The organism is Enterobacter cloacae complex sp. HYC074_NIDB, assembly GCF_056673345.1.
Window position 1 is genome coordinate 3,853,121 of record NZ_CP114214.1, and the last position, 26,116, is coordinate 3,879,236.

31 protein-coding genes are annotated in these 26,116 nt (G+C 52.9%); 16 read left to right on the top strand and 15 right to left on the bottom strand.

Features of this window, described 5'->3' with window-relative positions; translation table 11 throughout:
* The first annotated feature begins 52 nt into the window (after window positions 1-52).
* Complete coding sequence (locus tag O1724_RS18715) at window positions 53-1,228, top strand: oligogalacturonate lyase family protein (protein WP_003862840.1); 1,176 nt, start codon at window positions 53-55, stop codon at window positions 1,226-1,228.
* A gap of 187 nt (window positions 1,229-1,415) precedes the next feature.
* Here O1724_RS18715 and O1724_RS18720 read toward each other — a convergent pair whose 3' ends face one another.
* The 3 genes from O1724_RS18720 to O1724_RS18730 form a co-directional block, all read right to left on the bottom strand.
* Window positions 1,416-2,099: an oligogalacturonate-specific porin KdgM family protein gene (locus O1724_RS18720; protein WP_003862842.1), complete on the bottom strand. Its 684-nt coding sequence runs from the start codon at window positions 2,097-2,099 to the stop codon at window positions 1,416-1,418.
* 318 nt (window positions 2,100-2,417) lie between these two features.
* Window positions 2,418-3,596 carry an acetyl-CoA C-acetyltransferase gene (locus O1724_RS18725; protein WP_003862843.1) on the bottom strand — a complete coding sequence of 393 codons (1,179 nt, stop codon included), beginning with the start codon at window positions 3,594-3,596 and terminating at the stop codon, window positions 2,418-2,420.
* 92 nt (window positions 3,597-3,688) lie between these two features.
* Window positions 3,689-4,555 (bottom strand): LysR family transcriptional regulator, encoded by an 867-nt coding sequence (locus tag O1724_RS18730; RefSeq protein WP_003862845.1) that lies wholly within the window; start codon window positions 4,553-4,555, stop codon window positions 3,689-3,691.
* 101 nt (window positions 4,556-4,656) lie between these two features.
* Here O1724_RS18730 and O1724_RS18735 point away from each other — a divergent pair, with 101 nt between their 5' ends.
* The gene (locus tag O1724_RS18735) at window positions 4,657-5,121 is read left to right on the top strand and encodes a multidrug/biocide efflux PACE transporter (RefSeq protein ID WP_463726419.1); all 465 of its coding nucleotides are present in this window, start codon (window positions 4,657-4,659) and stop codon (window positions 5,119-5,121) included.
* Window positions 5,122-5,236: 115 nt separating this feature from the next.
* Window positions 5,237-6,466, top strand: a complete 1,230-nt coding sequence (locus O1724_RS18740) for an amino acid permease (RefSeq protein ID WP_003862847.1) — start codon at window positions 5,237-5,239, stop codon at window positions 6,464-6,466.
* A gap of 33 nt (window positions 6,467-6,499) precedes the next feature.
* Here O1724_RS18740 and O1724_RS18745 read toward each other — a convergent pair whose 3' ends face one another.
* Complete coding sequence (locus tag O1724_RS18745) at window positions 6,500-6,772, bottom strand: GNAT family N-acetyltransferase (RefSeq protein WP_003862848.1); 273 nt, start codon at window positions 6,770-6,772, stop codon at window positions 6,500-6,502.
* A 10-nt stretch (window positions 6,773-6,782) separates the two neighbouring features.
* The gene (yjdI, locus tag O1724_RS18750) at window positions 6,783-7,013 is read right to left on the bottom strand and encodes a 4Fe-4S mono-cluster protein YjdI (RefSeq protein ID WP_003862849.1); all 231 of its coding nucleotides are present in this window, start codon (window positions 7,011-7,013) and stop codon (window positions 6,783-6,785) included.
* Window positions 7,014-7,466: 453 nt separating this feature from the next.
* Between yjdI and O1724_RS18755 the strand changes: the two genes are divergently transcribed.
* The 7 genes from O1724_RS18755 (at window position 7,467) to O1724_RS18785 (ending at window position 13,820) form a co-directional block, all read left to right on the top strand.
* Window positions 7,467-7,655 carry a con-10 family general stress protein gene (locus O1724_RS18755; RefSeq protein WP_022651794.1) on the top strand — a complete coding sequence of 63 codons (189 nt, stop codon included), beginning with the start codon at window positions 7,467-7,469 and terminating at the stop codon, window positions 7,653-7,655.
* Window positions 7,656-7,745: 90 nt separating this feature from the next.
* Window positions 7,746-8,243, top strand: a complete 498-nt coding sequence (locus O1724_RS18760) for a YciE/YciF ferroxidase family protein (RefSeq protein WP_003862851.1) — start codon at window positions 7,746-7,748, stop codon at window positions 8,241-8,243.
* Window positions 8,244-8,305: 62 nt separating this feature from the next.
* Window positions 8,306-8,812 carry a ferritin-like domain-containing protein gene (locus O1724_RS18765; protein WP_003862853.1) on the top strand — a complete coding sequence of 169 codons (507 nt, stop codon included), beginning with the start codon at window positions 8,306-8,308 and terminating at the stop codon, window positions 8,810-8,812.
* Window positions 8,813-8,829: 17 nt separating this feature from the next.
* Window positions 8,830-9,702 (top strand): manganese catalase family protein, encoded by an 873-nt coding sequence (locus tag O1724_RS18770; protein ID WP_032610071.1) that lies wholly within the window; start codon window positions 8,830-8,832, stop codon window positions 9,700-9,702.
* Window positions 9,703-9,772: 70 nt separating this feature from the next.
* Window positions 9,773-11,176 carry a cytochrome ubiquinol oxidase subunit I gene (locus O1724_RS18775; RefSeq protein WP_003862857.1) on the top strand — a complete coding sequence of 468 codons (1,404 nt, stop codon included), beginning with the start codon at window positions 9,773-9,775 and terminating at the stop codon, window positions 11,174-11,176.
* Entirely contained in the window at window positions 11,176-12,186 is a 1,011-nt protein-coding gene (gene cydB, locus O1724_RS18780) for a cytochrome d ubiquinol oxidase subunit II (protein WP_015571779.1), read from the top strand. Before O1724_RS18775 ends, cydB begins: the two co-directional genes overlap by 1 nt.
* An 8-nt stretch (window positions 12,187-12,194) precedes the next feature.
* Window positions 12,195-13,820 carry an alpha-amylase family protein gene (locus O1724_RS18785; RefSeq protein ID WP_126296846.1) on the top strand — a complete coding sequence of 542 codons (1,626 nt, stop codon included), beginning with the start codon at window positions 12,195-12,197 and terminating at the stop codon, window positions 13,818-13,820.
* Here O1724_RS18785 and O1724_RS18790 read toward each other — a convergent pair whose 3' ends face one another.
* From O1724_RS18790 to O1724_RS18805, 4 genes are read right to left on the bottom strand one after another with little or no spacing between them, the layout of a single operon-like run.
* Complete coding sequence (locus tag O1724_RS18790; RefSeq protein ID WP_045337143.1) at window positions 13,821-14,807, bottom strand: SDR family oxidoreductase; 987 nt, start codon at window positions 14,805-14,807, stop codon at window positions 13,821-13,823. It lies immediately after the preceding gene.
* Between the two features lie 16 nt (window positions 14,808-14,823).
* Window positions 14,824-15,342 (bottom strand): 2-oxo-tetronate isomerase, encoded by a 519-nt coding sequence (locus O1724_RS18795; protein WP_003862863.1) that lies wholly within the window; start codon window positions 15,340-15,342, stop codon window positions 14,824-14,826.
* 10 nt (window positions 15,343-15,352) lie between these two features.
* Complete coding sequence (locus O1724_RS18800) at window positions 15,353-15,799, bottom strand: DUF421 domain-containing protein (protein WP_023323704.1); 447 nt, start codon at window positions 15,797-15,799, stop codon at window positions 15,353-15,355.
* A gap of 9 nt (window positions 15,800-15,808) precedes the next feature.
* Window positions 15,809-16,312, bottom strand: coding sequence for a hypothetical protein (locus tag O1724_RS18805; protein ID WP_032610074.1), 504 nt, complete (start codon window positions 16,310-16,312; stop codon window positions 15,809-15,811).
* A gap of 139 nt (window positions 16,313-16,451) precedes the next feature.
* Between O1724_RS18805 and O1724_RS18810 the strand changes: the two genes are divergently transcribed.
* Window positions 16,452-16,841: a YdeI family stress tolerance OB fold protein gene (locus O1724_RS18810; protein WP_003862868.1), complete on the top strand. Its 390-nt coding sequence runs from the start codon at window positions 16,452-16,454 to the stop codon at window positions 16,839-16,841.
* 61 nt (window positions 16,842-16,902) lie between these two features.
* On the top strand, window positions 16,903-17,787 hold the full coding sequence (locus O1724_RS18815; protein WP_022651800.1) for an SDR family oxidoreductase: 885 nt from the start codon (window positions 16,903-16,905) through the stop codon (window positions 17,785-17,787).
* A 33-nt stretch (window positions 17,788-17,820) separates the two neighbouring features.
* Here the strand turns inward: O1724_RS18815 and O1724_RS18820 are convergent, their stop codons facing one another.
* The gene (locus O1724_RS18820) at window positions 17,821-19,803 is read right to left on the bottom strand and encodes an alkyl/aryl-sulfatase (protein WP_126296847.1); all 1,983 of its coding nucleotides are present in this window, start codon (window positions 19,801-19,803) and stop codon (window positions 17,821-17,823) included.
* Between the two features lie 171 nt (window positions 19,804-19,974).
* Here O1724_RS18820 and O1724_RS18825 point away from each other — a divergent pair, with 171 nt between their 5' ends.
* Window positions 19,975-20,373: a hypothetical protein gene (locus O1724_RS18825; protein WP_045895020.1), complete on the top strand. Its 399-nt coding sequence runs from the start codon at window positions 19,975-19,977 to the stop codon at window positions 20,371-20,373.
* Window positions 20,374-20,432: 59 nt separating this feature from the next.
* On the opposite strand, the gene O1724_RS18830 is transcribed toward O1724_RS18825, so the two are convergent.
* The 5 genes from O1724_RS18830 to O1724_RS18850 form a co-directional block, all read right to left on the bottom strand.
* Window positions 20,433-21,044 (bottom strand): outer membrane beta-barrel protein, encoded by a 612-nt coding sequence (locus O1724_RS18830; protein WP_003862873.1) that lies wholly within the window; start codon window positions 21,042-21,044, stop codon window positions 20,433-20,435.
* Between the two features lie 100 nt (window positions 21,045-21,144).
* Window positions 21,145-21,774: a winged helix-turn-helix transcriptional regulator gene (locus tag O1724_RS18835; protein ID WP_003862875.1), complete on the bottom strand. Its 630-nt coding sequence runs from the start codon at window positions 21,772-21,774 to the stop codon at window positions 21,145-21,147.
* A gap of 63 nt (window positions 21,775-21,837) precedes the next feature.
* Window positions 21,838-23,013 carry an OmpP1/FadL family transporter gene (locus O1724_RS18840; RefSeq protein WP_058673066.1) on the bottom strand — a complete coding sequence of 392 codons (1,176 nt, stop codon included), beginning with the start codon at window positions 23,011-23,013 and terminating at the stop codon, window positions 21,838-21,840.
* Between the two features lie 223 nt (window positions 23,014-23,236).
* Entirely contained in the window at window positions 23,237-23,905 is a 669-nt protein-coding gene (locus O1724_RS18845; protein WP_017382881.1) for an isochorismatase family protein, read from the bottom strand.
* Window positions 23,906-24,164: 259 nt separating this feature from the next.
* Window positions 24,165-24,308, bottom strand: a complete 144-nt coding sequence (locus O1724_RS18850; protein ID WP_015571788.1) for a hypothetical protein — start codon at window positions 24,306-24,308, stop codon at window positions 24,165-24,167.
* Window positions 24,309-24,683: 375 nt separating this feature from the next.
* Between O1724_RS18850 and O1724_RS18855 the strand changes: the two genes are divergently transcribed.
* The 3 genes from O1724_RS18855 to O1724_RS18865 are packed head-to-tail and all read left to right on the top strand — an operon-like array spanning window position 24,684 to window position 25,988.
* Window positions 24,684-25,175 carry an Hcp family type VI secretion system effector gene (locus O1724_RS18855; RefSeq protein WP_015571789.1) on the top strand — a complete coding sequence of 164 codons (492 nt, stop codon included), beginning with the start codon at window positions 24,684-24,686 and terminating at the stop codon, window positions 25,173-25,175.
* Complete coding sequence (locus O1724_RS18860) at window positions 25,172-25,585, top strand: polymorphic toxin type 44 domain-containing protein (RefSeq protein WP_223825176.1); 414 nt, start codon at window positions 25,172-25,174, stop codon at window positions 25,583-25,585. The genes O1724_RS18855 and O1724_RS18860 overlap by 4 nt, the downstream gene beginning before the upstream one ends.
* Window positions 25,563-25,988: a hypothetical protein gene (locus O1724_RS18865; RefSeq protein ID WP_126296848.1), complete on the top strand. Its 426-nt coding sequence runs from the start codon at window positions 25,563-25,565 to the stop codon at window positions 25,986-25,988. The genes O1724_RS18860 and O1724_RS18865 overlap by 23 nt, the downstream gene beginning before the upstream one ends.
* Window positions 25,989-26,116: the final 128 nt, after the last annotated feature.

Sequence of the window (26,116 nt, forward strand, 5' to 3'; positions counted from 1 at the left end):
ATAATTTATCACCTAGTTTTCAACCTACATTACGCGTTCAAAGGAGTGCATTATGGCTAAAGGTATGCGGGTCAAGCTGAACTATGAGGTCAGCCGCGATCCGGATACAGGCGTGGAAGTCACCCGCCTGACCCCACCGGAAGTAACCTGTCATCGCAACTACTTTTACCAGAAGTGCTTCTTTAACGATGGCAGCCACCTGCTGTTCGCCGGGGAGTTCGACGGTCACTGGAACTATTACCTGTTGGATCTGAAAAACGCCGAAGCGGTACAGTTGACCGAAGGCGCGGGCGATAATACCTTTGGCGGGTTCCTCTCTCCGGACGATAAATCCCTCTACTATGTGAAGAACGATCGCACCCTGCTGGAGGTGGATTTACAGACGCTGGCAGAGCGCGAAGTGTACCGCGTTCCGGAAGAGTGGGTCGGCTACGGCACCTGGGTCGCGAACAGCGACTGCACCAAACTGGTGGGTATTGAGATTGCCAGATGTGACTGGACGCCACTCAACGACTGGAAAATTTTCCACGACTTCTTCCACAAAGGGCCGCACTGCCGCCTGCTGCGCGTTGATCTGAAAACGGGTGAAAGCACCACCATTCATGACGAGAAGATCTGGCTGGGACATCCGATTTATCGCCCGTTCGATGACAATACCGTGGCCTTCTGTCATGAAGGGCCGCACGACCTGGTCGACGCCCGCATGTGGCTGGTCAACGAAGATGGCAGCAACGTGCGGAAAGTGAAAACGCACGCGGAAGGTGAAAGCTGTACACATGAATTTTGGGTGCCGGACGGGTCCGCGCTGATCTACGTCTCTTATCTGAAAGGTCAGCAAGGGCGTACCATCTCCCGCTTCAACCCGGACACCGGCGTGAATGAAGCGGTAATGAACATGCCCGCCTGTTCGCATCTGATGAGCAACGTTGACGGCAGCATGCTGGTTGGCGACGGTTCCGGTACGCCTGTTGACGTGAAAGACACCGGCGGCTACACCATTGATAACGATCCTTATCTGTATGCCTTTGACGTGGCGAAGAAAGCTTATTACCGCATCGCCCGTCATGACACCTCATGGGCTACGGTGGCGAACAGCCGCCAGGTAACCCACCCGCATCCGTCCTTCACGCCGGACGAAAAAGCGGTGCTGTACAGTTCCGATAAAGACGGCAAACCGGCCCTCTATATCGCGAAACTCCCCGAGCAACCTGAAATGTTGCATGCCTGAATGAGTTAGTGTTTCTGTAACTGGCCTTGCCCTCCGATTCGGAGGGCTTTTTTTTGGGTGATTGCGCGGCGCTTTTTGCCGGGTGGCGCTTCGCTTACCCGGCCTACGAAAAAATGGATTGGAAAGAATGTGTAGGCCGGGTAAGCGTTAGCGCCACCCGGCGGTTTTTAGCGAAGGAACTGAATTATCAGAAGGAGTACGCCACACCTAAACGGAAACGGGTCTGGCGTTCGTCCGTGTCTTTAACCCCCACGTTCCCCACCTCCACATACGGTGCCCAGTTTTTATCCCATTTGTAGGCCAGCTTGGCGTTATATTCGTTGGAATAATCTTTATTATTATTTCGGGCCACGCCTTCAGAACTTTTCGCGTAAACATAGTTCAGCTCGGTACGCCAGTCACCTAATACCCAACCGACCCACGCATCGCCACGGTTAACTTTATCATCGTCCTTATTTGAGCTTGACGGGTAGCGAGTATATTCGTAACGGTAACGCGCAGCCACGTAGAAGCCATTATCGAAGCTATATTGCACATGCAGATTCGGTTTATAAATGGTGCGACTGTCTGTGCTTTCAATCGTAAACGCAGGGGTCAGGGCGATATTGTCTGTCGCTTTCCAGCGCCAGCTAATCTGATCTTCGTGACCGTTCCCCACTACATCCGCGAATGGCTGATCTGCCTTGTCCCCGCCTGATTTCCACTTCGCCTCGACTGAAAAACCAAAGCCATTATCAAAGCGGTGCGAGACGGCAACACGGTCGGCATTCGAGCCGCTGTCAATATATTCGTGACGCAGATCGACGGTAACGGCGCTAGCCGCAAAAGAGGCACTAATAAGGGAAGCAAGGAGCAGAGATTTCTTAAACATGAAAAAACCCTCAATTAAAATAACGTTTCGTTTTTATGAAACTTGAGTTTATTTTTTATGCACCGTTATTTTAGTGACAAGGATCGAAATTATTTGTTTCATTTTTTTTGGCAAAGATCGACGTGAACCCCATCAACAAAAAAAGGGCATTAACCGTAAATTTCAGGGTGGAGATCACATTAAGCACTTCACAAAGCAAATAATTAACCGCGCAATAATTATTGCGGGCTTCAGAAAGAACGCAGAAGTGTTAAAAAAGGATTCTGGGGACACAAAAAAACCTCCCGTGGGAGGTTTTCTGTGCACAGAGAGGGGAAACTACCGTTCGATAGCCAGGGCCACCCCCTGCCCTCCGCCAATACAGAGCGTTGCGATCCCTTTTCGGGCGTTACGCTTTTTCATTTCGTGGACCAGCGACACCAGAATGCGGCAGCCGGAGGCGCCAATGGGATGACCCAGCGCAATTGCACCGCCGTTGACGTTGACCCGCAGCGGATCCCATTCCAGCATTTTCCCGACCGAGATCGCCTGTGCAGCAAAGGCTTCGTTGACCTCAATCAGATCCACATCGCTCAGCTCCCAGCCCGCCCGCTCCAGGCAGCGGCGCGTGGCATAGACCGGGGCGATCCCCATTAACGCAGGATCAACACCCACGCTGGCAAACGCTTTGATGCGCGCCAGCACCGGCAGCGCCAGCTCCTGGGCTTTGCTTTCACTCATCATCATCACCGCCGCCGCACCGTCGTTAATGGATGAGGCGTTGCCTGCCGTTACAGAACCGAGCGTTTCAAAGGCCGGATCGAGTTTTGCCAGCCCTTCTGCGCTGGCATCGGTGCGCGGCTGCTCGTCGGTATCGACGATGAGCGCTTCGCCGTTCTGGCGCTGGGTACTGACCGGGACAATTTCATCGCGAAAACGCCCGGAGTCGATCGCTGCACGCGCTTTTTGTTGTGAGCTGAGGGCATATGCATCCTGAAGCTCGCGGCTGATACCGTATTCCCGCGCCAGGTTTTCCGCCGTTACGCCCATATGGTAGTCGTTGAAGGCGTCCCACAGCCCGTCGTGAACCAGACTGTCAAGCAGCTGACTGTTCCCGAGCTGCGCGCCGGTCCGGCTGTCGGTCAGGACGTGCGGGGCGCGGCTCATATTCTCCTGCCCGCCGGCAATAACCACGTCCGCTTCACCGCACTGGATGGCCTGCGTCGCAAGATGGAGCGCTTTCAAACCTGAACCACAGACGTCGTTGATGGTAATTGCCGAAACTGTATTGGGCAGGCCGCCCTTCAGCGCTGCCTGGCGCGCAGGGTTTTGTCCCGCGCCAGCGGTCAGCACCTGGCCAAGGATCACCTCATCAATTTCATGTGCGGCAATCCCGCTGCGTTCCACCAGCGCTCTTACCACCACGCTGCCGAGATCAACCGCAGAGTGACGCGCAAGCGCTCCCTGAAAACAGCCGATAGCCGTACGTAACGCACCCACTATAACGACATCTTTCATCACGACCTCTGTGCAAAATGACATGACGATAGTAGAGGATTGTTATCAACAATTGACGCAAATGTTTAAAATTAGTGAGTTTAGTCACAGGATTATCGTGCGTCCTGCAAGTACTGGCGCAGCCAGCTTCCGGCGACGCCGGGCGGGGTTCGTTTGTTCCATACCAGATCGATGGCAATCGACCTCGGCCAGCCCGGCACGTTCAGCTGCACCAGCGATTTCGACGCGGCAAATTCGTCGACCAGCGCGCAGGGTAACGCGCACCAGCCAAAGCCCTGTACCGCCATACTCAGCAGTAACAGGTAATTCGGCGCAGACCAGACCGGCCCGCGCGCAAGGGGCGCTTCCCGTTCAAGATAGGTACTCAGCCGCAGCTCGCGCCAGCCATGCAGCTCGTCCGCCTGCGTCTCATGTTGCCCTGCCAGAGGATGTCCGGCAGAAACGTAAATAGCCATCCTTGTCTGCATAGGCAGACGGGTCGCGCCAATATCGGTCGGGTAGCTGTCGCGCGCTTCCGTCAGGCCAATTTGCGCCCGCTCCTTTTGCAGCAGATCGATCACGTCCTCCTCTTCCCCAATCAGGCACTCAAATTCCGTGTGCGGAAAACGCTGGTCGAACTGGCTCATCATCTGTTCCAGCACGGCCGGGTTAAGCGTATCGGAGAGAACAAAGGTAAAACGCGCCTCCGTTTGCGCCGTTAAGGATACGGCCAGCTCATCCAGGCGCGCGCTGGCGGCGAGTATCGACTGGACATAGCCCAGCACCTGTTCACCCTGGGCGGTCAACACCGGGTGACGCGCCGAGCGATCGAACAGCTCAAAGCCAAGGTCAGCTTCAAGGTTGGCGATGGAGGTGCTGATGGTGGACTGGCTTTTACGCAGCCGCCGTGCCGCAGCAGAAAACGAACCTGCGGCGACAGTTTCAACAAACGCGGTCAGTGCTTCGGGAGAATAACGCATGATGTATCTACTTTATCGATGGATACCATCTTTTATATATCACCTTAAACGATAAGAATAGACCGCATCAACGCCCATACTGGCGTCAATATGAGGTAAATATGCAACATCAGGATGCACTCCAACGTAAATTGCCGGAGCGGATCTTCCATGCCGTCTGTTTTGAAGGCATTGCTACGGCGATCCTCGCCCCGACGGCCGCGTGGCTAATGCAGCGCTCGGTGGTTGAAATGGGGGGTCTCACCATAATTCTGGCGACCACGGCAATGCTCTGGAACATTATCTATAACTTTGGCTTCGACCGTTTCTGGCCCGTCCAGCGGGTGAAGCGCACGGCGAAAGTGCGCGCCCTGCATGCGCTGGGTTTTGAATGCGGTTTTATTGTGATTGGCGTAACCATCGTTGCCGCCGTGCTGGGCGTGACGCTGCTCCAGGCCTTTACGCTGGAAATTGGTTTCTTCCTGTTCTTCCTGCCGTACACCATGCTCTACAACTGGGCGTACGACACCCTGCGGGAGAAAATCATCAAGCGCCGCCAGCAACGCAGCGCCCTGGCAAGCGAATAACCTTCCGGCCGGAGACCTGATCCGGCCCACCCCTGCGAAGCAACGGCGACCTCAACGCATAATTATGGTAAATTGCACTCCTTTTTGTTCGTTTTATAGTTGATACGTTGCTCTAATGTCGAAAATTTGGTCAAAAGAAGAGACTCTCTGGAGTTTCGCCCTCTACGGCACTGCCGTGGGCGCAGGAACCCTGTTCTTGCCCATTCAGCTCGGCTCTGCTGGCGCGATTGTCCTGCTGATCACCGCCCTTGTGGCGTATCCCTTAACCTACTGGCCGCATAAAGCGCTGGCGCAATTTATTCTGTCGTCGAAGACGAAAGGCAACGAAGGGATCACCGGTGCCGTTTCCCATTACTACGGCAAAAAGATCGGCAACCTGATCACCACGCTCTATTTTGTGGCTTTCTTTGTGGTGGTTCTGATTTATGCGGTGGCGATAACTAACTCACTCACTGAACAGCTGGCGAAACGGATGACGGTGGATACCGGCATGCGGATGCTGGTGAGTTTTGGCGTGGTGCTGATTTTGAATCTGATCTTCCTGATGGGGCGGCACATCACCATTAAGGTGATGGGTTTCCTTGTCTTTCCGCTGATCGCCTATTTCCTGTTTGTCTCGCTGTATCTGACGGGCAGCTGGCAGCCGTCGCTTCTGACGAGCCAGATGGCCTTCGACCAGCATACGTTGCACCAGGTGTGGATTTCGATCCCGGTGATGGTTTTCGCTTTTAGCCATACTCCGATCATCTCGACTTTCGCCGTGGACCGTCGCGAGAAATACGGTGAAGAGGCGATGGGTAAATGCAAAAAAATCATGAAAGTGGCGTATCTGATCATCTGCCTCAGCGTGCTGTTCTTTGTGTTCAGCTGCCTGCTTTCGATTCCACCGTCGTATATCGTGGCGGCAAAAGAGGAAGGGGTGACGATCCTGTCCGCGCTGTCGATGATGCCTTCGTCCCCGGCATGGCTGGGCATTTCCGGCATTATCGTGGCGATTATTGCGATGTCGAAATCGTTCCTCGGCACCTATTTTGGCGTGATTGAAGGTGCAACGGAAATTGTGAAATCGTCTCTGAATCAGGTGGGTGTGAAAAAAAGTCGCGCTTTTAACCGCGCGGTTTCGATTCTCGGCGTGTCGCTGATTACCTTTGCGGTCTGCTGCATCAACCCGAATGCGATCTCGATGATTTACGCAATCAGCGGTCCGCTTATCGCCATGATCCTGTTCATCATGCCGACGCTGTCGACGTACCTGATCCCGTCGTTAAAACCGTACCGCTCCATCGGTAACCTGCTGACGCTGATTGTAGGTGTGCTGTGTGTGTCGGTGATGTTTGTCGGTTGAGTATGCTGCCCGGCGCAATGCCGGGCATCTGTTTTACGCCCGAATATCGTCATACTCCCGCGTATTATCAAACTCATGCTTCGCAAACGGACACAGCGGGATAATTTTACGGTTCTCCCCGCGCATCTTCTCTACCACCTTCGCCACCAGCTGCTTACCCACACCCTGCCCTTTCAGGCTTGGATCCACATCGGTGTGCTCAATGATGCTCAGATGCTCGCCGGTCGGGACAAAGACAATCTCCGCTACCTGATTGCCTTCGGCGTCGTTGACGTAAAACTTGTTATGGCCTTCAAGAATTTCCATGGTTCCTCACTTATTTTTGGCGGTACTTCAGCGCACCGCTCGGGCAGGTATCAATTACGCGCACAACCGTTTCTGCATCTACTTCATCCGGCGCGATCCATGGTTTACGCTTCAGGTCGAACAGCGCCGCGCTGCCGCGCACGCAGTTGCCCGAGTGTTTGCAGATCCCGGTGTTGAAGTAAACATCAATTTTCTCACCGGTGTAGGCCCGGTACCCCGCATCCAGTAGCTCCTGATCCATGATATTGCCTCTGTAATTATTGTGGTGACAAAAGAAGCATACCCTCAGCCGATCCGCCTGACCACGTCAAAAACGAGGTTTGGCCACCCTCTTTTCAACACGTTATTTCGCCAGGCACTTAAGATTATTCCCAATACAGAGGCACCCGTTGCGACGATATATTTTTGCGTTGTGTCAACTCTTGTAATAATTCACGCCACGTTCACATTAGGATTATTAGCTATGCGAACGCCCAACATCCAGATTTATTTCGCCCTAACCAGTGGATTTACCGTCCGTTTTTAAAGTTCGTAACGAAGCGGTATTTCCTGAACACCTGCAAAATCACCGCAAAACAACCCAGACATGAAATTTGACTCTTCTCACATAACGACTAATGTTAATTCCTGAACGACAACTGATACGAATTACTTATCGTATCTCCTGACATAAACGCAACATGAGGGTTGATATATGGCAGAGCAACATCGTGGTGGTTCCGGTAATTTCGCTGAAGACCGTGAAAAGGCATCAGAAGCTGGACGTAAAGGCGGCCAGCACAGCGGCGGTAATTTCAAAAACGATCCGCAACGCGCATCTGAAGCGGGTAAGAAAGGGGGCCAGAACAGTCACGGCGGAGGCCGTAAATCTGATAACTCCTGATCTTATTTAAAGCTCTTATAAATATACCGAGAGCATGCTGCGGGCCCGTCGGCTCGCAGTACCTTCCCTTTATTTCACTGGAGCGAAAATATGAATATGAAAACTGTTGAAGATGTATTTATTCACCTGTTATCCGACACCTACAGCGCTGAGAAGCAGCTGACCCGCGCTCTAAGCAAGTTAGCTCGCGCCGCATCCAGCGAGAAGCTGAGTGCCGCGTTCACGGCCCACCTCGAAGAGACTCAGGGACAAATCGAGCGTATCGATCAGATTATTGAGCAGGAATCCGGCCTCAAACTGAAGCGCATGAAATGCGTTGCGATGGAAGGCTTAATTGAAGAAGCCAACGAAGTTATTGAGAGCACTGAGAAAAATGAAGTGCGTGACGCTGCATTAATTGCCGCAGCACAAAAAGTCGAGCATTACGAGATTGCCAGCTACGGCACCCTGGCCACCCTGGCTGAACAATTAGGCTATAAAAAAGCCGTTAAACTTCTTGCCGAAACGCTGGAAGAAGAAAAAGAAACCGATCTCAAATTAACCGATCTGGCTGTCGGCAATATTAATCAAAAAGCCCAGAAAGGATAAATATTAATTTGATGAGCATCAGCAACAAAAATTAACCAGATAATAAATCACAGGAGTTAATTATGAATCATGTAGAACACTACCATGATTGGCTACGCGATGCCCATGCGATGGAAAAGCAAGCCGAATCCATGCTGGAATCTATGGCCAGCCGTATTGATAATTATCCCGACTTACGTGCAAGAATTGAACAACACGTTAATGAGACTAAACACCAAATTACCGTGCTGGAAGAAATTCTCGACCGTAATGATATTTCCCGTTCGGTCATAAAAGATTCCATGAGCAAAATGGCGGCGCTCGGCCAGTCCATTGGCGGCATGTTCCCTTCCGACGAAATTGTTAAAGGTTCCATCAGCGGCTACGTTTTTGAGCAGTTTGAAATTGCCTGCTACACCTCTCTGCTGGCTGCGGCCAAACAAGCGGGCGATACCGCCTCCATTCCTGCCATTGAGTCCATTCTGGAAGAAGAGCGCCAGATGGCTGACTGGCTGCTCCAGCATATTCCACAGACGACGGAACAGTTCCTGCTGCGCTCCGATGCGGACGGTGTTGAAGCGAAAAAATAACGAAAGAGGGAGAAACTATGTTTCGACACGTAAAACAGCTGCAATACACGGTACGCGTAGCCGAACCGAATCCGGGCCTGGCCAATCTTCTGCTTGAGCAGTTTGGCGGGCCACAGGGCGAACTTGCCGCGGCATGTCGTTACTTTACGCAAGGATTGAGCGACGACGATCCCGGTCGTAAAGATATGCTGATGGATATCGCGACCGAGGAGTTAAGTCACCTGGAAATTATCGGCACCCTGGTGGGTATGCTGAATAAGGGTGCGAAAGGTGAACTGGCGGAAGGCGTTGAAAATGAAGCGGAACTGTACCGCTCCATGACCGAGAACGGCAACGACAGTCATATCACCTCCCTGCTCTACGGCGGCGGTACGCCACTGACCAACTCCGGGGGCGTACCGTGGACGGCGGCATATGTGGATACCATTGGCGAACCTACCGCCGATCTGCGCTCTAACATAGCGGCCGAGGCGCGCGCCAAAATTATCTACGAACGGCTTATTAACGTAACGGACGATCCGGGTGTTAAAGATGCGCTGGCGTTTTTAATGACGCGTGAGGCAGCACACCAGCTCTCGTTTGAGAAGGCGCTCCAGTCGATCCGTAACAATTTCCCACCGGGTAAATTGCCACCAATCGAAGAGTACACCAACAAGTACTACAATATGTCTGAGGGGGGAGAAGTTCGCGGCAGCTGGAACAGCGATAAGCACTTCGACTACGTGGAATCTCCTCAGCCAGCGGTCGATGGCGGTGACGGCGGCGCAAGCGTAACGCTCACGACAGAGCAGGAAACGCTGGTCAAAGCGATGTGCGCACGTACGAAATCCGACCCTAACGCCGATCCGCTTACCGGTGCCGAGCTTGGCGCAGGTAAGAAAAAACCGTAACCGGTTTTGCCAGGCAGCCTGAGGCTGTCTGGCAATGCCTTGTGCGCTATCAGTTCCAGAGGTACGGAGCATGTTCGAGCTTGATGCGTTTCATCTGGCCAGGATACAGTTCGCCTTTACCGTCTCTTTTCATATTCTCTTCCCGGCGATCACCATCGGGCTTGCGAGCTATCTGGTGGTTCTCGAAGGCATGTGGCTTCGCACAAAAAATGATGTCTGGCGCTCGCTATACCATTTCTGGCTAAAAATTTTCGCCGTCAACTTTGGTATGGGCGTGGTTTCCGGGCTGGTGATGGCTTACCAGTTTGGGACTAACTGGAGCGGCTTTTCCCAGTTCGCGGGCAGCATAACCGGCCCTTTGCTCACCTATGAAGTCTTAACTGCCTTCTTCCTGGAAGCTGGTTTCTTAGGCGTGATGCTGTTCGGCTGGAACAAGGTTGGCCCCGGCCTGCACTTCTTTGCCACCTGCATGGTGGCGCTGGGCACGCTGATGTCCACCTTCTGGATCCTCGCCTCTAACAGCTGGATGCACACCCCGCAGGGCTTCAGTATTCAGAACGGTCAGGTCATTCCCGAAGACTGGCTGGCCATTATCTTTAACCCCTCATTCCCTTACCGCCTGATCCATATGTCCATCGCCGCCTTCCTGTGCAGCGCCTTGTTTGTGGGCGCGTCCGGGGCATGGCATCTGCTGCGCGGTAACGATACGCCCGCGATCCGCAAGATGTTCTCCATGGCCATGTGGATGGCGCTGCTGGTCGCGCCCATTCAGGCCGTGGTTGGGGATATGCACGGCCTGAATACGCTTGAGCATCAGCCTGCCAAAATCGCCGCGATTGAAGGCCACTGGGAAAACCCGCCCGGCGAGGCCACCCCGCTGCTGTTGTTTGGCGTACCGGATATGGAAGAGGAACGCACCAAATACGGGCTTGAAATTCCCGCGCTCGGCAGCCTGATCCTGACGCACAGCCTGGATAAACAGGTCCCGGCGCTGAAGGATTTCCCGAAAGAGGACCGCCCTAACTCGCTCATCGTCTTCTGGTCCTTCCGCATTATGGTCGGCATGGGGCTGCTGATGATTACCCTTGGCGTACTGAGCGTCTGGCTGCGCTATCGCCGTCGACTCTATCACTCACGGCCATTCCACTGGTTTGCCCTGTGCATGGGGCCTGCCGGACTACTCGCGCTGCTCGCCGGGTGGGTCACCACCGAAGTGGGCCGCCAGCCGTGGGTCGTTTACGGCTATCTGCGCACGATAGATGCGGTGTCTCTGCACAGCACGTTGCAGATGAGCATCAGCCTGCTGGCCTTTATCGTGGTCTACTGTTCGGTATTTGGCGTGGGATATGTGTATCTCGCCCGGTTGATTAAGAAAGGTCCGCAGCCTGTGGGCACGCTAACGTCTAATACATCGGGCACCCCTGCCCGTCCGCTGTCCGCCGCCGAGTCTGTTCCGGAAGAGGAGAAGATCTGATGGGCGTCGATATCCCGGTCATCTGGTTTGCCATTATTGTCTTCGCCACGCTGATGTACATCATCATGGACGGTTTCGATCTCGGTATCGGCATGCTGTTCAGCTTTGTGGGTGATGCCAAAGAGCGCGACGTGATGGTGAACAGCGTCGCCCCGGTCTGGGACGGAAATGAAACCTGGCTGGTTCTCGGCGGCGCAGGGTTGTTCGGCGCGTTTCCGCTGGCCTACGCGGTAATAATCGATGCCCTGACCATCCCGCTGACGGCCATGCTGATCGGGCTTATTTTCCGCGGCGTGGCATTTGAGTTTCGCTTTAAGGCGACCCCTTCCCACCGCAAATTCTGGGACTATTCTTTTGCTGGCGGTTCCCTGCTCGCAACCTTCAGCCAGGGGATCGTGGTTGGCGCGATGATCAACGGCTTTGACGTGGAAGGGCGTCGCTTTGTGGGCTCCTCGCTGGACTGGTTCACCCCGTTTAACCTGTTCTGCGGGCTGGGCTTAATTGTCGCCTATACCCTGCTGGCCACCACGTGGCTGATCATGAAAAGCGAAGGCGCGCTGCAAAACCGGATGCGCGAGCTGACCCGCCACGTTCTGCTGGCGCTGATTGCCGTCATTGCGGTGGTAAGTATCTGGACCCCGCTCGGCTGGCAGTTTGTCGCCGAGCGCTGGTTTACTCTGCCTAACTTCTTCTGGTTCCTGCCGGTTCCGGTTCTGGTGGCGGTATTCAGCCTGTGGATCTGGCGGCTGACGCGTAATCCCGACAGCCATGCCCGTCCGTTCCTGTTAACGCTGGGCCTGATCTTCCTCGGCTTTAGCGGCCTGGGCATCAGCCTGTGGCCACACATTATTCCGCCGCACATCACCCTGTGGGAAGCCGCCGCGCCGCCTGCCAGCCAGCTGTTTATGCTGATCGGCACGCTGTTAATCATCCCGGTGATCCTGGTTTATACTGCCTGGAGCTACTACGTCTTCCGGGGCAAAGTGTCTGATACCGAAGGTTATCACTAAGGATTACTATGGCAGGCTGGCATACACGCGCCATTATTTACCAGATAGATACTGCCCTGTTTTACGATCTGAACGGCGATGGCTGTGGCGACATCGCCGGAATCGCCGCGAAGCTACGCTACATCCGCCGGATGGGCGCGACGGTTATCTGGATCACTCCGTTTTACCTCACGCCTTTTCTCGATGAAGGCTATGACGTGAGCGACCATTTGCAGGTCGATCCCCGCTTCGGCAAGCTCAACGATATCATCGCCTTTATTGAACAGGCGCGGGAGCTGGGAATGCAGGTCATTATTGAGCTGCTGATCCAGCATACCTCGGATGCGCATCCCTGGTTTCAACAGGCCCGCCGCAACCCTCAGTCACCCTATCGTGACTATTACCTGTGGTCCGACACGGACGACGATGATACGCCGCCGATGTTCCCCGGCGTGGAGAAGAGTATCTGGACATGGGACGACGAGGCGGGGCAATACTATCGGCATATGTTTTATCACCACGAGCCGGATCTCAATCTGGCCTCCCCTGCGGTGCTGAAGGAGGTTGAGAACATCATCATCTTCTGGCTAAAGCTCGGGGTGTCGGGCTTTCGCCTGGATGCGGCGTCGCACCTGATAAAACAGGCCGGACGTGGGGATGAAAAACGCGGCCTGTGGATCCTGGAGCATCTGCGCCGTCTTATCGAGCAGCGTAACCCGGATGCGATCCTGCTCGGCGAAGTCGACGTGGAGGTCGAGGCCTACAAAGATTATTTTGGTCAGAACGACCGGCTCAACCTGGTGCTGAATTTCTGGCTCAATAAGTACTTCTACGTCAGCCTTGCGGAGAAAAGCGCACGACCGCTGCGCAACGCGGTGAAGAAGATGATTGTGCCGCCTGACTCCTGCTGCTTCGCCAACTGGCTGCGCAATCATGATGAGCTGGATCTGGAAGGGATAGGAAAAAAAGCGAAGCAGACCGTCATTGATGCCTTTGCCCCTGACGAAGAAATGAGTGTGTATCAGCGAGGTATCCGCCGCCGTCTGGCGCCGATGCTTAATGGCGATCGTAAGCGGCTGGCCTTTTGCCATGCGGTCTTGTTTTCGCTGCCGGGCGTACCGGTCATGCGCTACGGGGATGAGATTGGCATGGGAGATGATTTGGAACTGGAGGAGCGTTACGCCGTACGCACCCCGATGCAGTGGGCCGGATCGCAAGGCGGCGGTTTCTCAGACGCCGACCCGGAAACTTTTATCGCCCCGATGATTGACCGCGGCCCGTACCGCTATCAAAAAATCAACGTGGCGGATTCGCTGTTGCACCGCAACTCACTCCTGCACTGCATTATCGATATCGCCAATACGCGCTCGGAGTTCCCTGAGATCGGCGTCGCGCCGTTTCGTCTTATTAATATCGACAGCGATGCGGTGCTGGGGATCTATTACGAAACCGACACGCGCAGCATTCTGACCTTCGTTAACTTTAGCGATAAGCCCGTTAATTTTACCGCCAGAGGGATCCGGCATGCGACCTGGACCGCCTGCCTGGCGGACAAACGCTACAACGACGCGCTGGTGTGCGGCAAAACCGTCGCGCTTAACCTCAGCGGCTATGGCTACCGCTGGTTCTGGACCGATCGTACCGCACTGCGCTGATTATCGTCTCCGCGAGAGCAGAAGACGCGCCACGATCGCACCCGTGACGGCGAGGGAGCCGAGCAGCACTTTCCCCGGCATGCCGGAGGTAACGCTGGTGGCGCGCTCTTTTGCTTCGTCGGTGAAGTGCCCGTGGATTTTATGCAGATCGTTAACCGGCTGATCCAGATAGTCCTGACGGTCATCCGCATTTAGCGTATCGGTCATCTGCCCTTCCCAGGCCTTTTTAACCATCAGCCGATCCAGAAAGCCGGGAAAAAGAAATTGCCCGACAATCGACTGGACGGTGCTGCTGCCCACCCACAGCTCCCGCACCGGTTTTTGCGCTACCTTGAAAATCGCGCTGGCAGCCACTTCCGGCTGAAACACGGGAGGAACCGGACGCATCGCCCAGGAAAATTTATTCCTCGCCCACTCGAACTGCGGCGTGTTGAGGCCCGGCATCTGTACCATGGCGATCTGCACCCGGCTGTTTTCATGCATCAGCTCGGTGCGCACGGCGTCGGTAAACCCGCGGATCGCGGCCTTCGCCCCACAGTAGGCTGACTGCAAGGGAATGGAGCGGTAGGCCAGCGCGGAGCCAACCTGAATAATCGTTCCGCGATCGCGTGGGGTCATTAACTCCAGCGCGGCGCGGGTACCGTTAACATAGCCCAGATAGGTCACCTCGGTGACGCGGCGAAACTCCTCAGGCGACATGGTGCGAAACGGCGCCAGCATCCCGCCCATGGCGTTATTCACCCACACATCGATGGCCCCAAGCCGGTATTCAATCTCGTTAGCAGCATCGGTCACCGCCTTGCTGTCCGCCACGTCGGCCTGAACGGCACAGGCGTTGATCCCGAAACGGCGCAACTCCTCTTCTGTGGAGCGCAGGCTCTGCTCATCGCGGGCAATGATGCCCACATCGTAGCCCGCTTTGGCAAAGTGCAGCGCCGTGGCCTTCCCCACGCCCGCCGTACCGCCGGTAATAACGATGACAGCCATAGCCTTTCCCCTTGTTTCAGACGTTATCCCAACCGGAAAGTATTTCGATCAGTTCAGACAGGGAATAACGCACCGCTTTATCCACCACATCCTGACATTCACCGGAAAACAGCACGGTGCGGGTTTCCGTCTGTCCGCGAATATTCCAGCCGAAGCAGACCGTACCGGCTGCGGTGCCATCGTCTCCGCCTTCCGGTCCCGCATAGCCGCTGATGGCAAGGCCAATATCCGCCTCGGCAATTTCGCGAATTTTAGCGGCCATCTCGGTCACCGTTTGTTCACTGACGGCGGTGAAGCGCTCAATGGTTTCGTGCCGCACGCCGAGGATCCTCTCCTTCGCCGCATCGCTGAACACCACCATGCCAACGTCATAAAATTCCGCCGTGTTCTCTTCGGCACAAAGCGCAACCGCAAGATTGCCGCCGGTACAGGACTCTGCGGTAGTTAACCGCAAACCTCTGTCCGTAAGCTGAGTGGCGAGCTTTTTCGTCAGCTCGCTGATGGTGCTGTTACTGTCGTGAATAAGATTGCTCATCGCGTTGCCCTTAATTTTCGTCAGGAATAATAGAAATATGACCATTACGCTCAAGAATAGCGTATTTTATCTCCTTCAATTCTGTAATACCGTGATTCTGGCGGGCTGATACCAATATATCATCACAGGATACATCGACCTTTTTCAGTTTATCGGCAAGGGGGACACCGTTCTCCACCAATATCACCGGCGTGCCATCAAGAATATTCTCAACAGTGGAAAAATATTTTTTCAGGAGGCCAAATATAATATCCACCACCACCAGCGTTGTTATTGTAATCATCGCACCGGTGATGGAAAAATCTTCGCCAAGCAGCGCCTGCTGTGTCGCCTCACTGATAATTAAGAGCAAAATAAGGTCAAAACTGGTCATTTGTAGCAGGGCGCGCCGCCCGGCAACTTTAAACACAATGACCAGAAACAGGTAAATTGCCAGGGCACGAAAAACCATGTCCATATTCGACTCCTAGGGGTAAATAAACTGCCAGAAACGGATATCTGGCTCGTTGTTTACGCGGATGCTGTTTGTCCACTTCCCTGCTTTTGACGGCGTGATGAATAATAGAACGGTAAATTTATCGGTCTGTTGTAAACGATCGTAGACAAGAAACAGGGTATTCCCCCGGCTGTACATGCTGTCCGGCTGTGGCCAGACGCTGCCGGGCTCATACGCGTCGCTGCTTTCGCTGGTCAGGCTGAGGGTATATTTCCCCTCAGACGTCACCGGAAACGTCAGCGCCATCCGCGATTCGGTCTGGCGGCGACCGAAGCGCTCATAGCTCAGGGCCAGGGTTTTTGCATCGTTTGTTTTCTCCACGTCGCTGACCACACCGCTTGAAAACAGCCCGGCAATTGCCGCCACGATAATAGCTAACAGCACAATAAAACCCACCTGACGAAATGCGTACTCAAACGTCAGTAAACGATAACTCTCTTTTATCCCAGGCACTTTTTCATTTTTTGGTTCCATGGCAGTCGTCACCGTTTCGCTTAATTGCCGAAATTTTTGATTTCTCTGTGAAAATGCTTTTAAGACTTATCACATTTGCCACATAAAGAAATAGCAACAATACTTAATAAGTCAAGACATCCAAAATGAAGGATATCAGATGAAATTATCAGTGATTTCAGCCTTGTTAATATTAATTATCCCTACTGCCTGGGCAGATAATAACGGCGGGTTACAAAAGGGTGACGCGCCGCCACCGCCGCATGCGCTGGACAGCGGTTATCGTGGTACCGATGATGCGCGCATTATGACCATTACTCAGGCGAAAGAGATGCATGATGGCGCCTCTATTTCACTGCGCGGCAATCTTATTGATGGCAATGGCGATAAATACGTATTCCAGGATAAAACCGGGAAAATCGACGTTATTATCCCGAAAGCCGTATTTGACGACAGAACCGTGGAACCTGACAACATGATCAGTATTAGCGGCTCGCTCGATAAAAAATCATCCCCACCCGTAGTCCGGGTCAGCCACTTGCAAAAATAATTCAGCGAAGCGTTAACGCTGTAACTATCCATCAAATCTCACCCCTAACAAGGAGTTAGCTATGAGTGATAATGAACAACGTACGAACGCTTACCCAACGCCACCTTTCCCGGAGCAACCCCAGACGCCGCCGGGCCTGTCCTCAGAAATGGAACCCGTACCCGACCACGGCGAGAAGAGCTACAAAGGGCATGGACGTCTTGCCGGTAAGAAGGCGCTAATTACCGGGGGCGATTCCGGCATCGGACGCGCGGTAGCCATTGCCTATGCCCGCGAAGGGGCAGATGTCGCCATTAACTATTTGCCGGAAGAGGAAGAAGACGCAGCGGAAGTCATCGCCCTGATTAAAGCGGAAGGACGGAACGCCGTCGCGCTTCCGGGCGATGTGCGCGACGAAACTTTTTGTCAGAACCTGGTGGAGCAGGCCGTCTCAAAACTGGGCGGGCTGGATATCCTGGTGAATAACGCAGGCCGCCAGCAGTATCGTGAGTCGCTGGAAGAACTGACTACGGAAGATTTTGACGCGACCTTTAAGACCAACGTCTATGCGCCTTTCTGGATCACAAAGGCGGCGTTGCGCCACATGAAAGCCCCTGCATCCATTATTAACACCTCCTCCGTTCAGGCGGTTAAACCGAGCGCCGTACTGCTTGACTATGCGCAGACCAAAGCCTGTCTCGCGGTGTTTACCAAAGCGCTGGCGAAACAGCTGGGTCCGAAAGGGATCCGCGTGAACGCGGTAGCGCCCGGACCTTACTGGACCGTGCTTCAGCCCAGCGGTGGGCAGCCACAGGAAAAAGTGAAACATTTTGGCGAGAGTACCCCTCTGGGACGCCCGGGACAGCCCGTGGAGATCGCACCGCTGTATGTCACTCTGGCCTCGGATGAGTGTTCATACACCTCCGGCCAGGTCTGGTGTTCAGACGGCGGCGACGGCGTCATTTGACGAAAAAGGCTGCGAAAGCAGCCTTTTTTACTTTTAAGGGGTGACGACAGGAAACCAGAAACTGAAGCTCTCCATGCAGCGCAGCATTTCGTCTACCTTCGCGGCGTTGCCGACGATCGTCACCTCTCCTGCCTGTTGCGCCTTTTTCAGCGTGGTTTCCTTAAGGATGATTTTGTTCAGCGTTTCGCGGCTGAGCGTAATGGTTGCATCCGGATCTTCTGCCTGGATATTGGCACTATGGTTCAGCACGCCATTCTCCAGCTCCAGCTTATACCTGCCGCCCTCGCGGCCTAAATCAACGTTAAAAATACCTCTGGCATTCGCCGCTCTGACGCCGTTAAGGTGAACGCCGAAGTAGTCAAAAATCATCTCAGTCGACATGGCACGGACCGCATCCGGGCTGGCGGTTTTGGGCGTCGGCTTTATCTTCACGCCGTTACGCAACTCTTGCGCACCGGTGAGGTAGGCGTTACGCCACGGCCCTGACTCCGCATGGTATCCCAGCTGTTCAAACGCATCGGCTTCGAGTTCGCGCGCCGCCTTATTATTCGGATCGGCAAAAACGACTTTACTGACCACCTGAGCCACCCAGCGATAATTCCCCCGGGCATAATCGACACGGGCTTTTTCAAGGATCGCGCGGGCTCCGCCCATGTAATCGACATACTTTTTCGCCGCCTCGACCGGAGGCAGTTCATCGAGCGTCGCCGGATTGCCGTCGAACCAGCCAAGATAGTAGACATAGGTGGCTTTGACGTTGTTGCTTACCGAGCCGTAATAGCCACGGCCTGCCCAGGATTTAGCCAGTCCGTAAGGCAGGGCGAAATTTGCGGCTATTTCATCCCTCGTCAGCCCCTTATTCGCCAGTCTGAGCGTCTGGTCGTTGATATAGCGGTAGATATCACGCTGGCTTTTCATCAGCTTCACCACTTTCTTATTACCCCATGTGGGCCAGTGGTGCTGCGCGATAATAATTTCCGCTTTATCCCCCCAACGATCGAGAGCGTTATTGATGTATTTTGACCATGCCAGCGGATCGTGTATCTTCGCCCCGCGCAGCGAGTAGGTATTGTGCAGGGTGTGAGTGACGTTCTCTGCTGCTTCGATCAGCTTTTTCTCTTCCACATACCAGAGCATTTCAGACGGCGCTTCCGACCCCGGCGCCAGCATAAAATCATAGGTGAGACCGTCGATGATCTCTTTCTGCCCGTCTTTGGTAATGGCGTGAGTGGGCGCGATAAGCGTGACCGTCCCCGCTGAGGTGGTCGTCCCCAGACCCGCTCCTATCTGACCTTTTACATTGGCCTTTAACAGGTTTCCGTAGATATAACTGGCACGGCGGCTCATGGCATTTCCGGCCATGATATTTTCCGATACCGCCTCTTCCATAAAACCTGCTGGAGCATAGACTTTCACTTTGCCGGTCATCACTCCCGCTTCATCGACCACGCCACGCACGCCGCCATAATGATCGACGTGGCTATGGGTATAAATAACGGCAACAACCGGACGTTTGCCGCGATGCTTAACGTAAAGATCCATGCCCGCTTTAGCCGTTTCCGCAGACTGCAGCGGATCGATAACCGTGATCCCCTCTTTGCCCTCTATAATCGTCATATTCGACAGATCGAGGTTGCGGATCTGGTAGACGCCTTCCGTGACCTCAAACAGACCGCCAATATTATTCAGCTGCGCCTGACGCCACAGGCTCGGGTTGACGGTATCCGGCGCTTTTTGCCCTTCTTTGATAAAAGCGTATTTCTGGGGGTTCCAGATAACGGCGCCTTTTTCGTCTTTAATCACCGCGGGTGGCAGCGAGGCAATAAAGCCTTTGTGCGCATTTCGGAAATCGGTCTTATCAAAGAAGGGCAGTTGACCATAAAGTGCATCATTCATCTCTTTCGTATGGGCAGTGGCTCCCTTCCCTTCCTTTTGTGCCAGGACAGGCAATGAGGTCAACGAGACTAATAGCAGACCAGCAACGGCCATCGCACTAACGAGCGTTTTAAATTTCATACTTCCTCGAGGAGTTATATTCACGCTGGCGGTACATGGGGGGAAAGGAGGCTATCACCAGGCTTATCTTTAACCTATGAAATTAACGTTTATAAATAAATAAGTTAATTCTTTCGTCGCTGCGGCCTTCAGGGATAATGCTGAGTCCAGTTATTTCCCCGGAGTGATTCGATGAAGAGCCTGCCGTTCTTTTTCGCTGTATTAACCCTCAGCACATTAACAGCCTGTAGTTCTCCCCAACCAGACAATGTTGAAAAAATTAATCATCTGCAAATTCCACTGGTGTTGCCGGGGGAAAAACCGCCGCAGGCACAGATATCGCATATCGCGTCTCTTTATCAGGAAAATAAACAGCAGATCGAGACCCTAACGCGCAGCGTAAAATCACAGTATCTACAGGACACCACCGCAAAAGAAATTTTTGTTGCGGACAGTGCCGTTCAACGCGTCTATGCCTCGCTGACCAAGCTGGAACAGCTAGATATGGTTAACCAGCAATACCTGAAAGATAATAATGTCACGGGCCTGCAAAATATTCATATCGTTCTTGAACCATTATTCACCAGCTGAAAACAAAAAACCCGGCAACTTAAGCAGCCGGGTTTTTATTAATGGGCATATCACGGGCATCAGTCGTACTGACCAAAGCGATAGCTAAGCCCTGCGGTGACGGAACTCAGGTCGCTGCTCACGCCGATCTGGTTAACATTGCCCACGTTGCTTACCCACTGATACTCCAGGCGGCCCGCCCAGTTTTTATTGAAGGCGTATTCAGTACCCACGGCTGCAAGCGGGCGTACACCGGTTTCAAAACGATTGTGACCACTTACATCGGATTCAGCGCGATAGCCCATTGCGCCGGCACGGCCGTAAATATCCCAGTCATTGGTCAGGGCATAACTGGCCTTCAGAGACAGTTGCAGGCCCTGCGTCTTCATTTGCGCCCCTGCGCCATGCTGGCCTTTAATCTGCATGTTGCCTAAATAATCATAACCACCTTCTACCGCAAGCCATGGGGTAATCTGATAACCCGTATAAACACCCCCGCCGACATTATCATGGTCAAAATCGAAGTGATCGGAATGCGTGTTCTCAAACGCTTTTGAACCCATATTGGTATCAAAATAGTGAGACCAGCCGAATTTCGCCCCGCTATACCAGGTGCCCGCATCCGCGGCGGCGAAGGCGGAAGTGGCGGTAAATACATTAGCCACAATCAATGCGATAACTGTCTTTTTCATAAAAATACCGTTTACTTGATAAAGTTAAATCTGAGAAAGCAAACGATATAGAAAATTGACGGCAGCGTTAATTCCATTTCTGTTTAATTTTAAACTTCCGCTAGAATGATTCGGGTAAATGTCTGACTTCAAGCAGGTATCCGCCGCGCTTAAAGGAGATATATTCTCCCTGCTTAAGGGCGGATAATACATTGAGTATACTGCTGCGAGAGAGCAGTGTACGATCCTGAATATATTCCAGAATCGTGGTACGCAGACGCGTCTCTTCCGGGAGCAAAATCATTTCCTGAAGGTGATTACGAATAACGGAATAGGTACGCTGCTGGAGTACCTGTGCATCACGAAATATTAAATAGGCCGTATGGTATGAAAGCAGCGCGGCGACATCCTCCCAGACGCCCTCGGCGCGAAACAACTCAGCCGCCTTGTCCGCATCGAGACGTAAAATAGTCGACTCCCTTTCCGCACGGAGAAGATGCCCCTGCGTAGGCTGGATCATCTCTGCAATACCAAACAAATGCGGCTCGTAAACGGTCACTACCACCAGTCCATCCGAAGCCCGCAGCAGGGATAACTCCCCTTCCAGAAAGAGGTACATCTGCTGTTTCCCCTTCCGTAACCAGGTGAGTCGCTTACGCGGAACAACGTGCACTTTCTCCGCTATCGGCTCAAGGATGGCGGTCAGTCGTTCGATGGATTTTTCGGGTCGAACAGGCGGTAAAATATGCATGGTACAACCTTCTGACATTCAATATCTGCCATTATAGACCATATATTTTAAGCGGTTAGCCGATCAAAACTGATAGCTGTAGTTGACGCTGGCAAACCAAAGATAAGGATGGTCGTAACTTCCGGCAAACGCCACCGGCGATTTCACATGCGACGACTGCATATGAAGATACGACACGGCAATACCAATATTGCTGGCCGGGGTGATCTGATACTGGGCTCCCGTACCAAATCGCCACTCATCGCCGGTAGGTAAGGTTAAGGCCACATCGCTCTGGCTTTCATACGGCGAGCTGTCGAACGCCACACCGGCATTCAGTCGCCACTGAGGCGTTGGACGATACTGCACGCCCACCGCACCGTGCCACGTGTCCTTCAGGCGGCTGACGTTGTTCAGCTGCTGGTCCCCGACGACGATTTGCGGCGCGCCGAACTGGCTCCAGTCCTGCCAGCCGAGATCGCCCATAACCGACCACCGCGGGTTAATATCATGCACCAGACTGAGCATGATTTGCTGCGGCGCGCTGATCTGTGCCGACACCGGCAGGTCGTAGGTGCCGTTCTGTAGACGCGCGTTGCCGTCAATATTGAAGCTGTAGTCCGTTTCGCTGTTCCAGGTAATACCGGCTCGGGTCTGGTCAGTTAGCTGCATCAGCAGCCCAAGCCGATAGCTCATGGCCAGGTCTTCATCGCGTCGCTGGTAGTCATCATCGTTAACGCTGCGAGTCAGCGAGAAGTAACCGTAGTTAACGTTGGCGGACGCGCCAATCGAAAGACGGTCGTTAAGCTTATAGGCCAGCGAGGGGCTGAGCGTCATGGCTACCATGGTACTCTTTTTAATCAGCCTGTCGCCCGCCCAGCTGCCGTAGTCGATCCCCAGGCCGTAATTACCGTAAAGCCCGATCCCGGCATAAAGATCATCGTTTATCTTCTGGCTATAAAAGGCGCTGGCATTCGGGATGGTTTTCATCACATCGCCGGGGCTTTGATGGGCATCGTTATCCAGCTGGTTGTCGATGGAGCCATCCATAACCTGTAACCCACCGGTGACCATATGATCCGGTAAGCGCGTCATGCCAGCCGGGTTGGTCATGATTGTCGAGGCGTCCTGCGCACGAGCCGCCTGCCCTGCTCCGGCAAGCGCGGTATCTTCGGTGCCGGCTTCATAAAAATAGAGGGCGCTGGCATGGGCACTGGAGGCAGCTAATACGCCAGCGCACAGGAGGAGTCGTGTTTTCATCTGTGGTCCGGGAAATAAAAAATTTGCCGACAGATATAACAGGGGCGATTGATTACGTAAAAAGAAAGAGGGTTTAATTTTAAATTATGCGCGGTTCAGCCCCTCTTAATATCTCTGACAATTCATCGACGTCCGGAATACGACGCCGCTACGTCCTGCACCTGTAATACGCTCAGGTACAGGACGATAAAATCCAGCAACTTTTATACAGGTTTATTAGGACTTACTTATAATGCTCCAGATTGGTTTCCGGGCCCGTTCTGGCAATTTCCTGAGCTTTGCCGAAACTTTCAATCAGGCACTTATATTCCGGACAGACATGCTCTGCCAGGATCTCAGCAAAGCGAGAACCTTCCTCGCGGTTCCAGGTTCTCATTAATTCAGCGACAATGGCAAACGTATCGGTAGGGATCGCCCCCGCCTGAGCCACGCGCGCGATGGTGGTATCGGTCGCGATTTTGGACCAGTTCCCCGAGGCATCCACAACACAGTAAACCTTATACCCCTCCTGGACAGCGCTAACCGCAGGGAACGCCATGCAGACGCTGGTGAGCGTGCCGGCAATAATCAGGGTCTTTCTGCCCGTCTTTTCCACTTCCTTCACAAACGCCGGATTATCCCAGGTATTAATCTGCCCGGTGCGTGGAACATACACGGCATGGGGTGCATATTTGTGAATTTCCGGGATGAGCGGGCCATTGGGACCGTCAGGAACAGAGGCCGTGGTGATCACCGGGATATTTAAAAGCGTGGCAACTTTGGCTATCGCTGTCACATAATTACGAAGGTCTGGTACAGGCACATCACGTACCGTGTTGAATAAGCCACTCTGATGGTCGATGAGTAAAATTACAGCGTCATCAGTATCAATCATACCGTTTGTAGCAGCCATATTTCTTTCCTCATGATTTCTTTTACATTGCCGTCAACTCTCCCGGCTCCGCGATTTTACATGCACATGGTCAGGGTATAATGCATTGATAAATCATAATGAATAGTAGTTCGATCCGGTCTGAATACCGCATCATTTCAGGACAATTTCTGGCACGGTACGCTGAGCCATCGACGCTGACGGAAAGCCCTCGTGAGGAGAAAAGATCTTTACAATGCCGTTATGCGGCCATTCGTATTCGTTCGGCTGAAGGCAAGCGTTACTCACTACTGGGATCGCCCTTATCCTCCCGCATGGATTCGATAAACTCCCGTTGCTCCTCTGTGAGTTCAAGCTCATCCAGCAAGCGATCTAACTCTTCTTCAGGTGATTCCTTTTGGTTCTTTCTCTTCCCGGTAGCCATACTCACCCTTGAGTTATTAGGATTAATCTCAGGGTATCCAGGGTACAGGAAATGTGCAACTTAGCGTGTTATGCCGACAACCGATCATAACAATGAACGAAAGGGGGAAGCAGGTACGCCAGTACAGGAAAGACTGATAGGGGTATTCCTGTTCCGGCGATGAAAGATAGCCAATTGAAAGCCTTGCCAGATTACATACGGGCTTTGCAATAATCGAGAGGGTGCAATACCTACCTTCCCTTTAGTTTAACTTAACTCAAATTTAATCACATTTAAATTAATGATTTTGTTAGATTTAATCGTTTATTGCCCTCTCACATATAGATACACTTTCTCTATGGTTTTTTTTTATAACAGCATGAGGAAAAAGTGAAAATGGCTATTCCAGCTTACCTATGGCTTAAAGATGACGGTGGCGCAGATATTAAAGGGTCTGTAGATGTTCAGGATCGTGAGGGCAGCATTGAGATCACCGGATTTTCCCATAATCTCAGCATTCCAACGGACTTAATGACTGGAAAGATCACAGGAACCCGCAAGCACTCTGCCGTGCTAATTCAAAAAGAGTTTGATAGCTCCTCCCCTTATCTTTATAAAGCTGTTGCTACTGGTCAGACGCTTAAATCTGCTGAGTTCAAATGGTATAAGATCAACGACGCAGGACAGGAAGCGGAATACTTCAACATCCTGCTTGAAAGTGTGAGAGTTGTCGGCGTTTCTCCAGTGATGCACGACACCAAAGATCCGACCAAAGAGAAGCACAACCACCTCGAGTGTGTAGAACTTCGCTATGAAAAAATCACGTGGAAATACTGCGATGGCAACGTTCAGTTTACCGATGCATGGAATGAGAGAGCGCAAGCGTGAGATACCCAACATTAGCAGCATCACCTCATCCGCCTTTTGATGTGTCATCTTTCGCCCCGCCAGGTGTGAATATCGTCAATAATATGATGATGGCTCGCTTTCACCGCGGCCCGTCAGCCCTTACCTATGCATGGTTTTATCAGCAGGTAAGAGGCCATGGTCCGTGGGATTACAAACAGCACGGGAGACAGTTCGAGAGCTTCGGAAACTTCCATTATGGTGCTGTTGGCCACGCTGCGGGGATTTCCGGCGAAGTATTACTTAGAGGCGCAGGATGGGCGCAAAGCCGCGCAGGAACAACGGATCCGGCTTTTGGTGATTGGTTTGGCTCAACGCCTTACGGTGATGATCCTAACGACCAGTACTGGATAAGAGCGGGTATCGACTATGCAAAACGCACAGGTTTTTAAGAAGCGGTATCTACTTCTGATCCTGTTGGCTGTTGTCGCCTATGGGATATACAACTTGCTGCACTTCTCACCACTTGAGCAAGTGATTATTAAGAAGGTGAAAGTTAACAATCTGGCTAATCTTTACATCACAGAAGCGAGTGCAGGAGCCACCACAGGCTTTTCCTACCGTTTCTATCTCTATGATGTAACCAAAGATGATAAAGCGTTTATGGCGAGTCTGGAGAACGATCACCAGCCTTTCATGATCACCACGGACAAAGATGCATTGAAGAAGGTCGAGAATAACGCGATCTACCTTTCCGTGAAGGGAACCAATTACACCTTTCACAGCCCTGCGGATTATCTGGCAGGTGGCTCGATCTACTCCGTCCCTGTCTATTTAACCGCATCACCATACTAAAAACATAGCCAGCTGCCACGCTGGCTCTTTCTCTTCTGGTTTTAGACAACAGAAACCATTAAGCCCCTTAGAGGTTAGAAGACAAGCGAAGCACAGCGATTTCATAAGACTGTCAGAGGGTTACCTGC

Coding starts and splice junctions, on each gene's coding strand:
- O1724_RS18740 (WP_003862847.1), top strand. CDS start 5,237: ATGTCGAAAATTTGGTCAAAAGAAGAGACTCTCTGGAGTTTCGCCCTC.
- O1724_RS18845 (WP_017382881.1), bottom strand. CDS start 23,905: ATGGCTGCTACAAACGGTATGATTGATACTGATGACGCTGTAATTTTA.
- O1724_RS18815 (WP_022651800.1), top strand. CDS start 16,903: ATGAGTGATAATGAACAACGTACGAACGCTTACCCAACGCCACCTTTC.
- O1724_RS18805 (WP_032610074.1), bottom strand. CDS start 16,312: ATGGAACCAAAAAATGAAAAAGTGCCTGGGATAAAAGAGAGTTATCGT.
- cydB (WP_015571779.1), top strand. CDS start 11,176: ATGGGCGTCGATATCCCGGTCATCTGGTTTGCCATTATTGTCTTCGCC.
- O1724_RS18855 (WP_015571789.1), top strand. CDS start 24,684: ATGGCTATTCCAGCTTACCTATGGCTTAAAGATGACGGTGGCGCAGAT.
- yjdI (WP_003862849.1), bottom strand. CDS start 7,013: ATGGATCAGGAGCTACTGGATGCGGGGTACCGGGCCTACACCGGTGAG.
- O1724_RS18745 (WP_003862848.1), bottom strand. CDS start 6,772: ATGGAAATTCTTGAAGGCCATAACAAGTTTTACGTCAACGACGCCGAA.
- O1724_RS18785 (WP_126296846.1), top strand. CDS start 12,195: ATGGCAGGCTGGCATACACGCGCCATTATTTACCAGATAGATACTGCC.
- O1724_RS18800 (WP_023323704.1), bottom strand. CDS start 15,799: ATGGACATGGTTTTTCGTGCCCTGGCAATTTACCTGTTTCTGGTCATT.
- O1724_RS18760 (WP_003862851.1), top strand. CDS start 7,746: ATGAATATGAAAACTGTTGAAGATGTATTTATTCACCTGTTATCCGAC.
- O1724_RS18765 (WP_003862853.1), top strand. CDS start 8,306: ATGAATCATGTAGAACACTACCATGATTGGCTACGCGATGCCCATGCG.
- O1724_RS18775 (WP_003862857.1), top strand. CDS start 9,773: ATGTTCGAGCTTGATGCGTTTCATCTGGCCAGGATACAGTTCGCCTTT.
- O1724_RS18820 (WP_126296847.1), bottom strand. CDS start 19,803: ATGAAATTTAAAACGCTCGTTAGTGCGATGGCCGTTGCTGGTCTGCTA.
- O1724_RS18720 (WP_003862842.1), bottom strand. CDS start 2,099: ATGTTTAAGAAATCTCTGCTCCTTGCTTCCCTTATTAGTGCCTCTTTT.
- O1724_RS18725 (WP_003862843.1), bottom strand. CDS start 3,596: ATGAAAGATGTCGTTATAGTGGGTGCGTTACGTACGGCTATCGGCTGT.
- O1724_RS18715 (WP_003862840.1), top strand. CDS start 53: ATGGCTAAAGGTATGCGGGTCAAGCTGAACTATGAGGTCAGCCGCGAT.
- O1724_RS18735 (WP_463726419.1), top strand. CDS start 4,657: ATGCAACATCAGGATGCACTCCAACGTAAATTGCCGGAGCGGATCTTC.
- O1724_RS18810 (WP_003862868.1), top strand. CDS start 16,452: ATGAAATTATCAGTGATTTCAGCCTTGTTAATATTAATTATCCCTACT.
- O1724_RS18840 (WP_058673066.1), bottom strand. CDS start 23,013: ATGAAAACACGACTCCTCCTGTGCGCTGGCGTATTAGCTGCCTCCAGT.
- O1724_RS18790 (WP_045337143.1), bottom strand. CDS start 14,807: ATGGCTGTCATCGTTATTACCGGCGGTACGGCGGGCGTGGGGAAGGCC.
- O1724_RS18865 (WP_126296848.1), top strand. CDS start 25,563: ATGCAAAACGCACAGGTTTTTAAGAAGCGGTATCTACTTCTGATCCTG.
- O1724_RS18770 (WP_032610071.1), top strand. CDS start 8,830: ATGTTTCGACACGTAAAACAGCTGCAATACACGGTACGCGTAGCCGAA.
- O1724_RS18795 (WP_003862863.1), bottom strand. CDS start 15,342: ATGAGCAATCTTATTCACGACAGTAACAGCACCATCAGCGAGCTGACG.
- O1724_RS18830 (WP_003862873.1), bottom strand. CDS start 21,044: ATGAAAAAGACAGTTATCGCATTGATTGTGGCTAATGTATTTACCGCC.
- O1724_RS18850 (WP_015571788.1), bottom strand. CDS start 24,308: ATGGCTACCGGGAAGAGAAAGAACCAAAAGGAATCACCTGAAGAAGAG.
- O1724_RS18730 (WP_003862845.1), bottom strand. CDS start 4,555: ATGCGTTATTCTCCCGAAGCACTGACCGCGTTTGTTGAAACTGTCGCC.
- O1724_RS18825 (WP_045895020.1), top strand. CDS start 19,975: ATGAAGAGCCTGCCGTTCTTTTTCGCTGTATTAACCCTCAGCACATTA.
- O1724_RS18835 (WP_003862875.1), bottom strand. CDS start 21,774: ATGCATATTTTACCGCCTGTTCGACCCGAAAAATCCATCGAACGACTG.
- O1724_RS18755 (WP_022651794.1), top strand. CDS start 7,467: ATGGCAGAGCAACATCGTGGTGGTTCCGGTAATTTCGCTGAAGACCGT.